This is a genomic window from Roseofilum sp. Guam (genome assembly GCF_017746735.1).
GTDB classification, from domain to species: Bacteria; Cyanobacteriota; Cyanobacteriia; order Cyanobacteriales; family Desertifilaceae; genus Roseofilum; species Roseofilum reptotaenium.
Map to the genome: position 1 here is coordinate 33,310 of NZ_JAGHZN010000024.1, position 12,795 is coordinate 46,104.

Here is a 12,795-nt window from a genome sequence, read left to right on the forward strand (position 1 = left end):
TGGTTGACGATTACTACATCACCTTTAGCAACTGAAATTCCGGAGGTTTCTTACCTCGCCTTGATTATACTAATGATCTGAATCGTTCCTGATTATCGTGATTTCATTCTGGAAGAAATTAACTCAAAAGTCCCCAGGGCAATCTTCAAACCGTAAAGATCGATTTTGTTGCCATTGGGTTTTACCTCGGAAATTGGCGATCGGCCCCCTGCCAATCCATAAAAACCATTATGCCCGTCTACAGGAAGAACAGATTGAAACCATTCTCTCCCTCTGTCCAGAGGCAGAAGGGGCAATCCAACCTGAATTTAAGAGCCAATTTCAGTGTCTGTGCTATCCTCTGCCCGATAGTCACTATCAAGAACCATTGAAACCTGAAGACTTAGCCGAAGCGGTTAAGCTGGTTCACCAAACCCTAGAGGAAGGAAAATCTCTTTATATCCATTGCTTTGCAGGTATAGAGCGATCGCCTACGGTCTGTCTTGCTTATCTGTGTCGCCACCAAGGTCTTGAACTCTGGGAAAGCCTACGATTCCTCAAGGAAGTCCATCGCCGTAGCGCGCCCACCGAGACTGAACTTCAGGCAATCCAAGCCTATCTCAAGTCTCCATTATCGCCTGAATTAAAGTAGGTTAAACCACACAGTCTTCCGGGTTTTCAACGTAATCAAACAGCACCTTATTCATATAATTATCTGCCCATTCGCGGCCAAATGCCTTTTCTAAGACTCGGCGAGTCTTATCATTTTGTTGTTGTTGGGTACAGTAATAGCGTTGACCGGCCAAAATTGTCTTCTGTTCTCCGGCTGAAACTGGTTGCGCGGCTGCGGCTTGGGCACAATGAATTTTCATAAACGCCTCTACCCGTTCGACAAAATGAACTTCTTCCGCTTCATTTTCTGGGCGAATAAACAAACAAAACTCGGAAAAAATATCCGCCCAAGGGGGGAGTTGGCGATATTGGGCAAATTCTGGTTTAGGTAAAGATTGCAGCGCTCGATAATAGGACTCTGGCAAGGTGCGGTTAGGATTCACTGGAGACAAATCGGCGATCGCTGCACTAATCTGTCCCTTACCCGCCACTAGATCGCAACCAAACATGGGCAAATTATAATTCGGTCGCGGAAACATCACACAATGGAGAATATCCAAACCCTTGCCGAGCTTTGCCAACTCCAGATGAATCTTCCGAAACTGAGGCGTTTGATAACATTTATTTTCAATTGTTAGCTTCTCCCCCTCTAGTCGTCCCTCCACATAACCTAACTCTCCAGGCAAATCATAGGGTTCCAGGTCTAGATAAGTTTTCCAAACCTGCTCTAGAGTATCGGCTAACTGCCGAATTAGGGGATGTTGTTGCTCTCTCAATACCACTCGTGACATAACCAGACCTTCACCCATTCAAGACATCAGCAAGGGACTTCCAAAGGATGCTAACCTTTAAACATATCAGTATACCAGGTTGCTTGATCTCGCCAAAACCCTCTCCCTAGGGTAGGCAGCAGCAACCCTTCACTCTATAGCTCAGGAAACCCCTATGTTTGGTCTCGGATTACCAGAAATTGGCATTATTGCTGTGGTTGCTCTGCTCATTTTTGGGCCTAAAAAAATCCCCGAAATGGGTAGAGCTATGGGCAAAACCATTCGTGGATTTAAAGCAGAAATGAACAGTGAGTCAGAATCAGAGGTTGACTTCACTTCAGAAGCAAACCCTTCGGACTCACCCAAATCCTAATTTCTAGACGGAAGGCGGCTCTCAATTAAGCGAATTGCCCGTGAAACCGTTTCGGGCAAAATGACAACTAAGCTCTCCTTGGGAGCCGAGTCTAAAGCTGTATTAATGGCATCAGTTTCATTGAGAATCACCTCATACTGACACTGGCGATCGCACTTTTCAATCCCCTTAGTAATTAACTCAGCCGCATCTCCGCGAGGCCGACCGCGAGTATCATCATCCTCTTTGACAATAATGCGGTCAAAAATATCCACCGACAGCTCCCCAAGGGTAATAAAATCCTCATCCCTGCGGTCTCCAGGGCCGCCAACCACGCCTATGCGCTCTCCCGGCCAGTTTTTCACAAATTGCCCTAACGCTTTATAACTGTGGGGATTATGGGCATAATCGATCAAAGCACTATAATCACCAAGCTCGAATAAATTCATCCGTCCTGGGGTTTGGCTTGATGAAGCCTCAAACGTCTCTAACGCTGCTCGAATATTCTCAAGACTCACTCCGTGGACAAATGCTGCTAAACTTGCTGCTAAAGCATTCGCAATCATGAATGGAGCCATCCCCTTCATCGTCATCGGAATGTCTACCGCTTTACTAATCCTCATTTTCCATTCCCCTTTGAGGATCAGTAAATCACCCTTGTCATAAATTGCCGCCATACCCCCTTGAGCCGTATGCCGTTTAACTACCTGGTTATCCGATTCCATGGAAAAATAGGCAATATTGCATTTTAAGCGTTCTACCATGGCACAAACCCGGGGATCGTCGGCATTGAGAACAGCGTAGCCGTCGGGTTTAACTGTTTCAGCTACCACTGCTTTCACTTGAGCCATTTGTTCAATGGTGTTAATATCTCCCAGTCCTAAATGGTCAGCCGCCACATTTAAGACTACGCCCACATCCGAGCGCTCAAAGGCCAGTCCACTACGCAAAATACCACCACGAGCTGTTTCTAGCACCGCAATTTCTACCGTCGGGTCTTTTAGAATTAGTTCGGCACTTTGCGGCCCCGTATTATCCCCTGGTTCTGCTAAATAATCTCCAATGTACGTGCCATCTGTAGTCGTATATCCGACCACTTTGCCCGTTTGTTTCATGATATGGGCTGTGAGGCGAGTGGTTGTTGTTTTGCCATTAGTCCCCGTTAGCGCAAAAATAGGCACGCGCGATGGCGTGCCCGAAGGAAACAGCATATCCATCACTGGTGCAGCAATATTCCGGGGAAGCCCATAACTCGGAGCTGCGTGCATCCTAAAGCCAGGAGCTGCATTAACTTCTACAATCACACCATCCGTTTCTCGCAAAGGGCGGCTAATATCAGAAGTCACGATATCAATTCCGGCAATATCCAAGCCAATAGTTTTCACCACCCGTTCAGCTAACCAAATATTTTCGGGATGCATTTCATCGGTGCGGTCAATAGCAATCCCCCCCGTACTCAGGTTAGCCGTTGCCCGAAGCATACACCTTTCATCTTTTTTGGGCACACTATCGAGGGTATAGCCTTGCCGATCTAGCAAGTTCATACTATTTCGGTCTATTTCAATTCGAGTCAGAACATTGTCATGCCCTTGTCCTCGCCTAGGGTCACGGTTCGTTTCTTCAATTAACTCAGCAATGGTAGATTTTCCATCCCCAACCACATGGGCTGGCACTCGTTCAGCAACCGCGATCACTTTACCATTGATCACAAGAACTCGATGATCATTGCCTTCATAATAGCGTTCTACAATGACCCGACGGGTTTTAGATGCAGCACTGGCATCATCGTAGGCTAATTCTGCTTCCTCAAACGATTTGACATTGATGGTAATTCCGCGACCATGATTACCATCGAGGGGTTTAATAACGAGGGGATAGCCACCGACTTCATCAATAGCATCTTCGAGTTCATCAAGGTATTCAATTACAGTCCCTCTAGGAACAGGAATGCCGGAATCCCGGAGAATTTTTTTAGTTCCTTCTTTGTCACAGGCCAGTTCTACACCCAGGATGCCAGTTCTATTGCTGAGGGTGGCTTGAATTCGCTTTTGGTATACCCCATAGCCCAATTGGATCATGAATCGGGCACTCAGTTGCATCCAAGGGATATCACGGGCTGTGGCTTCTTTGACTAAAACATCAGTAGAGGGACCCAGAGCTGCATCTGCCCAAAGTTCTCGTAAGTCTTGTAAATCTTGTTCTAATTCCGAGAGGGGATAACTGCCCGTCTCGACAATGCTTTGGCACAGTCGGACAGCCGCTCTTCCTGCATATCGACCCGCTTTTTCATCCAAGTATGCAAAGACGACTTGATACACACCTGAATCAGCAGTTTCACGAGTTCGACCAAAGCCAACGCTCATTCCGGCCAGGGTTTGCAGTTCTAGGGCAACATGCTCAACAATATGGCCCATGTATGTGCCTTCTTGAACTCTTTGTAGGAATCCTCCCCGATATCCTGGGGCACAATAGTGTTCAACTAAACTGGGTAAAGCTTGGGTGAGACCTTCATAGAAACCGGGAATTGTATTCGAGGGTCTTTCGGCTAGATCTTCTAAGTCTAGGCGTAGGATCGCCAATTTGGTTCGGCGAATACTCCAGTAATTTGGGCCACGTAAGGTTAGGGTTCTGAGGATTTTCATGGGGCAGATGGATCGCGCAATGCTAGGGATGCTAAGGAAGGCAAGCTGCTATGGCAGATAGGTTGATACAGGTTGTTAGTTAACGATTTTGACATCCTGATTCCACCCTCTGGTAAGCATGAAGGGTAAAGTGGATGAGAAACTGTTCACATTGGACAGTTCTTGGGATTTAACTTGACATTGGTCAGTTTCCGGTTTGGCCGGGATCGATAATGATTTCTCTTGAGTGCATATTGTAGTGTCCTCCATGGCAAAGGATATGAACCTTGAGGTTGCAGATACTTAGGGGATCGGTTGCACCAACGATGTGTTCATTGTTGAAGAGGAGATTTCCAGGATCGACGATGGTGACGGTGCCTTTGCCAATGACAGATAAGAGTCCATCCCCTTCAACGATCGCGCAGGTATCTTCGTCTATACCGATGCCGATACGGTCTGAGTAAGCAGATATGGCACTGATTAGTCGAGCCATACGATTACGGTTATGGAAATGCTGATCGACAAGCAGTTCGGGCACGATCGCCAATCCCGTCGTTACATCAACCAGGGAACGATTGGGGGATTCACCACTGCCGCCACCAGCAATCATATATTCTCCCATAACAGCGGCCCCAGCGCTCGTTCCAGCCAGGGTAATTTGACCGGCTTGGGCCTTTTTACGCACAGTTTCCATCACTGGAGTATCGGCCAGAAGTCCACATAACCGCAGTTGATCCCCTCCAGTCATGAAGACTCCGGTACACTCTTCGAGGAACGTTTGCCATTGGGAGGCGCTGGCACTTTCCCGGTCTCGAATGTCAAAGACCATGATATCTTTAGCACCCATATCTGTAAAAATGGTGCGGTAGCGATCGCCCACCAATAAGGGTTCGCGAGAGGCTGAAGGGATTATCCCGAGTTTAGCCTCTTTCCCCCCAGAGCGTTTAAAAAAGGTTTGCAGAATTTCTCGACCATGAATTTTGTCTTCTGCACCGCCAATGATCATAATTGAGGTTTTGGTCGATCGAGGCGTGTGTGGCGATTGGGGTTGGGATTGAAACTTTAACATGGAACTGACTTTACACATCATGGTGACTTATGGGGGTTAGAAGAGAAGTTTTAAAAAAGGATTCTCTTCTGAAGCGGTCAACAAGGGACTAGTAAGGGGTTGAGCAATTCAACCCTGAAGACCTTCAACCTCTGGGATTTCGGGTATCTTCTATGCTATAGCTTAATGGCCAATACATAATCTAATCACAGGGAAATCCGCTCTCTGTGATGCTAGTTCAGTTGAATAGGAGTCACTCTTGCGATTCGATCTCATTACACTGTTTCCTGATTTTTTCTCGTCCCCCCTGAGTTCAGGATTGTTGGGCAAGGCTCTTGCCAAAAACATTGCTCAGGTTTATTTGACCAACCCCCGCGATTTTACCACTGATAAGCACCATAAGGTAGATGATGAACCTTATGGGGGGGGTGTGGGCATGGTGATTAAGCCGGAACCTATTTTTGCAGCGGTGGAATCTTTACCGCTGGGGAATCATCGTGAGGTGCTGTTGATGACTCCCCAGGGAGAGCCTCTAGAACAGGGATTGTTTAAAACTTGGGCGAGGGAGTATGACCAGTTGGCGATTATTTGCGGCCATTATGAGGGGGTAGATGAGCGGGTGTTAAGTTTGGTGACTCGTGAGGTGTCTTTGGGGGATTTTGTGCTAACGGGGGGTGAGATTCCGGCCTTGGCGATCGTCAATGGGGTAATTCGGCTGTTACCAGGAACAGTGGGAAAGGAGGAGTCTTTAAAGGCGGAGAGTTTTGAGGAGGGATTGTTGGATTATCCTCACTATACCCGACCGGCTGAGTTTCGCGGCCAGAGAGTTCCTGATGTCCTGCTCTCAGGGGATCATGGCCGAATTGCCCAATGGCGCTACGAGCAGCAGATCAAACGAACGAAGGAGCGACGACCCGATTTGTATGAAGCGTGGTTGGAACAATGATTGCTTGTTACAATGAAAGTTTTTGGAATAGATCGGCCACGGGTAAGGTAAAGCCAGGAATCACCTCTTCACCGTCTAAAGCGTCAACCGATTTCAGCAGGCGATCGGGTTCTTGGGCAGAGCGATAAACCAAGACATAATGTTCGCTAGGGTGAATAATCCAGGCTAGGCGAGTACCATTCTCAAAATACTCCACCAGTTTGTCGTGTATTTCTTCAACAGTGTTGCCAGGAGATAGGACTTCAACGACCAGATCGGGCGCACCCTCTAAAAATCCAGAGGGGAGTTCGGTCATTCCTTGCAAACGCTCTTTAGCAAAGAAGGAAATATCAGGAGAGCGCCTATTCCCATTTTTCATTTTGAAGGCAGTGCTGGAGTCAAACAAAGCTCCTAGTTTCTGGGTATTGACTACTGCAAAAAGAGCAGAGCTTAGAATAATGGCAATATTGCCATGTAATGCCCCTGAATTGCCCATGTCGATCAATTCTCCATTTACGATTTCATAGCAGTGTCCGTCCTTGGGCAGTGCCATGAATTCCTCATCTGTCCAAACTTTTTTTTCTGTTATTACTTCAGTTGCAGTCAGCACAAGTGAACTCCTTACAATTACTGTCGATCGCGACGACGTTCAAACTCAGCAAAAATAATGACTACCCTCGATTATGCCAGATTGAAGACATCTTCGTAGATCTGGACCATGGTGAGGGTTAGTCCTACTGATTCTAAGGTTAATACACTTTCTGCGTCTAAGATTTGGACTGTCCAGTTGCCAGGAGCGTCTTGGCGATAGACTTCAACTTGGATTCGATCTTGGGAGACAAGAACGTATTCTTTGAGGCTTTCTAGTTTTTGATAGTTCGTCAGTTTTTCTCGCCGGTCAAGGCTTTCTGTGCTTTGGGAAAGGACTTCAACGATCAGGTTGGGCTGAGTTTTGAAGTATTGATGATTGTCTGTCTGATTGGAGGGTAGGCAGAGATCGCATCTTCTGGTTATCTGGGTATGATTCGATTCCTCTACTGTAGCGTTTCCAGACGGGAGGGAGAAAAACCGGCGATCGCTCTCTTTTATGTAATTCTGATAAGGGTTCTAATTGATCCTCTAGAATGGGTTTTAAGTCTCCTAATGTAATTGGCCTCTCCAATAGACAAACTGGGGTAAGCGAGGATTGGCCAATAACAAATCCGATTCTAGACCTACATTAATCATTCACTTCAGCAACTCTGGCCTGGGTTAACAACTTTAGAGTATCGAGCCGCTCAATTGATGAGGTTGAATCAGTGACAGGAAGGTTAAGACCGGATAAATAACAGGTGCAGACCGTTAAGGCAGAGCAGATATATTAAATAGAGCATCAAGATAAACCCGTGCTGCCTTCCGATAGCTAGATTGATGGCTCTCTGGAGTCTGACCATTTCCATTTTGCAGCAAAAATAGGGACAAGGCCGCAGAAAATACCCGCTCTTGATCCCAATCGGGATGATTTTCTAAATAGCATTGGATGGATTCGTGGAGGTCTTCAGGTATTTCTGCCAGAATACTCACAGTTGTAGTATGCATATGCAGCCCTCTAGGGTTGGGTTGAGTGGATGTTGGCATGATGCCTTGCGACTCTATTGTGTGCTACGAATGGGGGGTCTTGTCAATGTTGCGAAATATTAAAAAAGCCAATCATTTTTTGTTACATAAACGATAGAATAAGGGTTTGAAGCTAGTTTTTGTTACATAACTTTATTTTTCTGGAATAGAGAATCGAGACCGTCACCCCTGGAGGAAAATCCCCAAGTCAAGCCTAGTGATACGGTGAGATAGGAGTTCTGTCAGATTAAGGTTGTGTAAAATTCTGGAGAAGTTGTGGAAAAGACCAGGGAAACTTGTGGAAATGTTGTGGAAGTTGTGGGGAAAAGAGGGGGAAATGATAAGAATTACAAATTTTGGGATGGGGGAGAATGGGGAGATGGGGGGGATAGGAGGACACGGAGACATGGTGATTGGTGTGTAGCACGAATAAATGAATTTGATATGAGTTTACGTCTAATGGGAATGAAAATATGAATCCATCAGACGTAATGGTTCATGATTAATGGTTAATTATTCATTGTTCTTAGGCGGCTGATACGCTCTCTTTTGGCCAGGTGTGGCCGAGAGCTGTAAAGACTTGGCGCTGTTCAAAGAGGAGAACAAGATCGGGGTTAATTTTGCCGTTGTCGGCTTCTTCATGGAGAATTTTCATGACGATATCAATGGGAAGGCGGCGTTTATAGGGGCGATCTGCGGCAGTGAGCGCGTCATAGATATCGGCAACGCTCATCATTTGGGTTTGCATGGGGATATCTTGTTGATGGAGTCCTTGGGGATATCCGCTGCCATCAAGTTTTTCATGGTGTCCGTAGGCGATCGCCGGAATATCTTGTAAACCTTTTGTCCAGGGAATGCGCTTGAGAAATTCGTAGGAATGGGTGACATGGGCCTCGATCGCCAACCGTTCTTGAGTCGTTAAATTGCCTCGAACCACCAGTAACTGAGCGATTTCGTCGGGTTTGAGTAAGGGTTTTTGTTGACCATCCACATCTCGATAGGTGAATTGGGCAATCTTTTCTAATTGCTGCTTGAACGTCTGATAATGAGTCTTGAGTTCTTTGGTTTCAATGGCTAAGGGACGCTTGAGGTCTTCAATTAGGGCTAAAGATTCTTTTAAGTAGGCGATCGCCTGATTTAATTCCTGGTCTAATTGCCCCAAACGATCGCAATGGGGACAATCCTCTTCCGTATCTTCTGAATGGTGATGACTGGGATGTTCAACTAAATACTTAAACTTGTTTTGATAGCACTCCATTTCTAACGTCCGTTGAGCCAAGGAAAACCGATGGCGAATCACTTCTAACTGTTCGGGATAAAGCTTTTCTCGCTTCCCTAAAATGGTTTCCGGAACCAAGACTTTACCAAAATCATGTAGCAAAGAGGCATAGCGAATTTCTTGAAGTTGCCGGTCATTAAACCAAATTAAATGGAGGGGGCCGGAGTGAATATCATTCACTTCTTGGGCTAGTCTAACGGTTAATTCTGCTACCCGTTCCGAATGTCCAGAAGTGGTCGGATCGCGGGCTTCGATAACTTGTACAGAGGCTTTCACGAAACCCTCAAATAGAGTTTCAATACTTTGTTGTAGGTGATTTCGTTCAATGGAAATAGCCGCTTGGGAAGCGAGCGATCGCACAATTTGCTCTTGAAACTGGCTAAACGGTAAAGTATTCTCTAGAGCATTAGTGGCAGTAATGTGCAGCTCTGGTTGGTGTTTGCGATTAATTAACTGTAAGACTCCAATGACTGTCCCTTCATTATTTTGCATCGGCAGCACCAAAACCGAACAAGTCCGATAAGCAAAATCATGGTCAAAGCTGCGATCGAGTTGATAAGGAACGGAGGAGGGGAGTTGGTACGCATCGACAATATTTAAGGTATCCCCAGTCAGAGCTACATAACCGGCTAAACTTTTCGGAGTTAAGGGAATAGCAAATTCCTGAAACAGACGGGTCGAGATCGAATCATTTTGGGCGGTCTTAAAAATCAACTCTTGGGCATCTTCTTTGTGGTTGACTAAATAGACACTTCCGGCATCACTAGAAGTGATTTCCCGACTTTTGGACAAAATCAGATCTAATAACTGTTGTAAATCGTGACTCCCTGATAGAGCGGTACCAATAGCGAGGAGTTCTTCGACTAAGTTGGCTCGTTTAGTTGCTTCGTCTGCATCTTTTTGTACAACTAAACAGGCTAATTCGGGATGCTGTTCATCCATGATCTTAAGTCCTCATTGGCTTTTGCTGAACTGATGCACCCGATAGAACTTTGGAGAGTTGATAGGTATACCTGTCTTCTATCCACGTCTGTCTTGGTTCAGAGGTAATGCGAAATACCCAAGTAAGAATACTATAGTGGTTTTTCTAGTATATCTTGAAATTAGTTTAAACAAGTATATGTAGGGGCAAAAAAAAATTCGCCCCTACAAAAATATCTCACTGTTATTTAGATTGACTATATTACTTGAACTCTAGCTTGCTCTCTATTGAGAAGATTACGGAAGATGATTAACAAGGGGGATAATTCCCCTTGTTAACTAAAGTTTCCCTGATTAAATAATGTCAGTTTTGGTTAAGGGCATTTTGCGGCTAATTTGACCCAAGAACCGAGATTACAGCAAAAGAGAGTCTAAACGTTTCCGGTTATTCAAAACTGACGTGAAGTAAAGTTTTATTAACCCCTGACGATCGCGGGATTAATCGCCTAACTGAGGACAGGTTTTTGCGCTCCACTTACACTGATAGACATAGGGTTTTTGCCAATCGAGGGGAAGTTCTAGCAAGTCACGGGAACCGGTGAATCCTTGACCAAAAAACAATAAGACGGCGACACAGTTCAGGATAATGTGGGCCATGCGCCATTTATGGGAGCGATCGCGGTAAATATCTTGTACGATCGCTAAAGAGAAAATCATTAATAGGGCCGCAGTAATACCATAATAATAGTGAGAAATATACCATTCATAGCCCCGTCGAAACACACCATCTTGACAACCTAGAACGACTAGACCCATACCTGCACCGGTTGCAAATACACCTCGCCATAATTTAGAGCCACGTTTACTAACGCGGAAGAGGTAAACTAGGGAAGTAATAGTAGCAGCAAATAACAGGGCGACTAAAATAGCTTCAGCGGTACTAGAGCGGGGTTTATCAATAAACAAGACATAAGCCAGGGCAACTAAGCTGATGCCAACTACAGAACCCGTAAGCCATTGGCCAATTCTGACATGATCTGGGCCAACGATAGTCGGAATTTTACTTTTATCCCCTGCTGCTATTTGTAATCGTCGTTGGCGAGTTTGCCAGGCGAAGTGAACCACAATACCAATGAGGGGATAAACAAGGGCTACAGCTAGGGTAGGATGTATTATAGCGAGTATATCTTTGGTGTCCATAGATTTTCAGTGAGGTTAATGGATACTTTCTAGCCTATTCGAGATGGAGCGATCGCAGATTAATTCTTACTGAGTGATTCTTGAGATAATCCTTACCTCAGATTCAAGCGAGATCTTGACCCATGGGTTACAACCATACAAAGGAAAACTTTCAGGGAAAAAGGTGACCCATTACCGATTACCAGCGCGTGGTGCTTATGGATATCAACAACCTTTTAAATCAACTGGCAAACCAGGAACAAGAATTACAAGAGCAGGAATTTCTCGCACCTTGTGTAGCGGGAGGAAGGGTGAAAACGGCGATCGCCTCTATCGCGTATTGTTTTCAACCGCAACCGGCGGACTTTGAAGGCTGGGGCATTTTCAAACCTCTCGATACGCGGACAGCTCAATGGGTGGATGAGCCAACTTTGCCGCAAATTAGCGAGTATTTAAATTTGCTCAAACCCCTAAGATTTTGGCTCAGTTATCGCCTGAAAGGACAAACTTGGTTAGCTTATCCGGTAAATGGGGATGAAGCGAGAAAACGCTATGGCATTACTCAACCGACTCCGGTTCATTTGGTTACTGAGGGCGGGGCATTTGAAACGATTATCGCCCGTGGAGATGGATCTACCTGGTGGTTTGAGAGTGTGGATCGCCGTGCCGATCCGCAAATTACGGATACGCTGAAGCAGCACTTAAAACAGTTAACTGACCCCGAAACGCTTCACTTTTCGGGCATGACTCCAGAAGCCAAAATTACTTATGAATTGGTAGCTGGACAACAGGAAGAATTTGGTACGGAAAAACGCGATCGCCGTCGCTTAAATCAAGCGCTGAAACAAGGGGGAGGATCGCTACAAGAATTTGCCGATCGAGGGGATTATTGGCACGTAGAATGGACAACGGCGGATGGAGAACACCATGTTTCTGCGATTAGTAAAGGGGATTTAACCGTGATGAGTTCGGGGATTTGTCTGAGTGGGCGCGATCGCGACTTTGATTTACAATCCCTGGTAGGCGTGATGGAAAATCGAGATTAATTATGGTGGCAGAACGAGCATAATGAAGGAAGCCGGGAATTGTAATTGATCTGATGGGAGAGGAAATATGGAGCCTCTTGGTTTGATTATGGCAGCGTTAGTAGCGGGTGCGGCTAAAGCTGCTGGTGATGCTGCACCGGATGCGTATCAAGGACTGAAGGCGTTGATTAAGCGAAAGTTTGGTGGGGAACCGAAGGCGGAAATGGTGTTAGAAGAACATGAGAGTGACCCGGAAACTTACGAAGGGCCTTTGAAGAAAAAGTTACTCGAAGCAGGAGCAGATCAGGATCAGGCAATTATCGCGGCTGCTCAGAAACTGCTCGATGAGATGGAGTCGAAAGAGTCAATCCCTGGGAGCTTTCAGACGACATTTGAAGCGGAGGTGAAAGGGGCGCAAGTTGGACATGGTAACCAGCAAACCAATACGTTTAGTTAAATTAATGTTTGATGTGCTGGGGATGGGGCGG

Annotated in this window: 13 protein-coding genes; 5 read left to right on the forward strand and 8 right to left on the reverse strand. The window is 45.9% G+C overall.

Annotated elements, in window-relative coordinates; translation table 11 throughout:
* Positions 1-97 precede the first annotated feature (97 nt).
* Entirely contained in the window at positions 98-631 is a 534-nt protein-coding gene (locus tag J7529_RS11115; RefSeq protein ID WP_271940381.1) for a dual specificity protein phosphatase family protein, read from the forward strand.
* Between the two features lies 1 nt (position 632).
* Here the strand turns inward: J7529_RS11115 and J7529_RS11120 are convergent, their stop codons facing one another.
* Positions 633-1,382, reverse strand: a complete 750-nt coding sequence (locus J7529_RS11120) for a phycocyanobilin:ferredoxin oxidoreductase (RefSeq protein ID WP_271940380.1) — start codon at positions 1,380-1,382, stop codon at positions 633-635.
* Positions 1,383-1,536: 154 nt separating this feature from the next.
* Here J7529_RS11120 and tatA point away from each other — a divergent pair, with 154 nt between their 5' ends.
* On the forward strand, positions 1,537-1,734 hold the full coding sequence (gene tatA, locus J7529_RS11125; RefSeq protein ID WP_271940379.1) for a twin-arginine translocase TatA/TatE family subunit: 198 nt from the start codon (positions 1,537-1,539) through the stop codon (positions 1,732-1,734).
* On the opposite strand, the gene cphA is transcribed toward tatA, so the two are convergent.
* Both cphA and J7529_RS11135 read right to left on the reverse strand, forming a co-directional pair.
* Positions 1,731-4,355, reverse strand: a complete 2,625-nt coding sequence (gene cphA / locus J7529_RS11130; protein ID WP_318729014.1) for a cyanophycin synthetase — start codon at positions 4,353-4,355, stop codon at positions 1,731-1,733. The two genes, tatA and cphA, sit on opposite strands and share 4 nt — an antisense overlap.
* Positions 4,356-4,539: 184 nt before the next feature.
* Positions 4,540-5,421 carry a cyanophycinase gene (locus J7529_RS11135; RefSeq protein ID WP_413038867.1) on the reverse strand — a complete coding sequence of 294 codons (882 nt, stop codon included), beginning with the start codon at positions 5,419-5,421 and terminating at the stop codon, positions 4,540-4,542.
* A gap of 220 nt (positions 5,422-5,641) precedes the next feature.
* On the opposite strand from J7529_RS11135, the gene trmD reads away from it, so the two are divergent.
* Positions 5,642-6,328, forward strand: coding sequence for a tRNA (guanosine(37)-N1)-methyltransferase TrmD (gene trmD / locus J7529_RS11140; RefSeq protein ID WP_318729016.1), 687 nt, complete (start codon positions 5,642-5,644; stop codon positions 6,326-6,328).
* A 7-nt stretch (positions 6,329-6,335) separates the two neighbouring features.
* Here the strand turns inward: trmD and J7529_RS11145 are convergent, their stop codons facing one another.
* From J7529_RS11145 to J7529_RS11160, 5 genes are all read right to left on the reverse strand, one after another.
* Positions 6,336-6,860: a Uma2 family endonuclease gene (locus J7529_RS11145; RefSeq protein WP_413038868.1), complete on the reverse strand. Its 525-nt coding sequence runs from the start codon at positions 6,858-6,860 to the stop codon at positions 6,336-6,338.
* A 128-nt stretch (positions 6,861-6,988) separates the two neighbouring features.
* Positions 6,989-7,396, reverse strand: a complete 408-nt coding sequence (locus tag J7529_RS24685; RefSeq protein WP_413038869.1) for a Uma2 family endonuclease — start codon at positions 7,394-7,396, stop codon at positions 6,989-6,991.
* Between the two features lie 252 nt (positions 7,397-7,648).
* Complete coding sequence (locus J7529_RS11150) at positions 7,649-7,885, reverse strand: DUF2811 domain-containing protein (RefSeq protein WP_271940372.1); 237 nt, start codon at positions 7,883-7,885, stop codon at positions 7,649-7,651.
* 544 nt (positions 7,886-8,429) lie between these two features.
* Positions 8,430-10,124: a GAF and HD-GYP domain-containing protein gene (locus J7529_RS11155; protein WP_318729018.1), complete on the reverse strand. Its 1,695-nt coding sequence runs from the start codon at positions 10,122-10,124 to the stop codon at positions 8,430-8,432.
* A 477-nt stretch (positions 10,125-10,601) separates the two neighbouring features.
* Entirely contained in the window at positions 10,602-11,303 is a 702-nt protein-coding gene (locus J7529_RS11160; protein WP_271940370.1) for a DUF4079 domain-containing protein, read from the reverse strand.
* Between the two features lie 197 nt (positions 11,304-11,500).
* On the opposite strand from J7529_RS11160, the gene J7529_RS11165 reads away from it, so the two are divergent.
* On the forward strand, positions 11,501-12,328 hold the full coding sequence (locus J7529_RS11165) for a hypothetical protein (RefSeq protein ID WP_318729019.1): 828 nt from the start codon (positions 11,501-11,503) through the stop codon (positions 12,326-12,328).
* 88 nt (positions 12,329-12,416) lie between these two features.
* Positions 12,417-12,764 (forward strand): hypothetical protein, encoded by a 348-nt coding sequence (locus tag J7529_RS11170; protein WP_318729020.1) that lies wholly within the window; start codon positions 12,417-12,419, stop codon positions 12,762-12,764.
* The last annotated feature ends 31 nt before the right edge of the window (positions 12,765-12,795 follow it).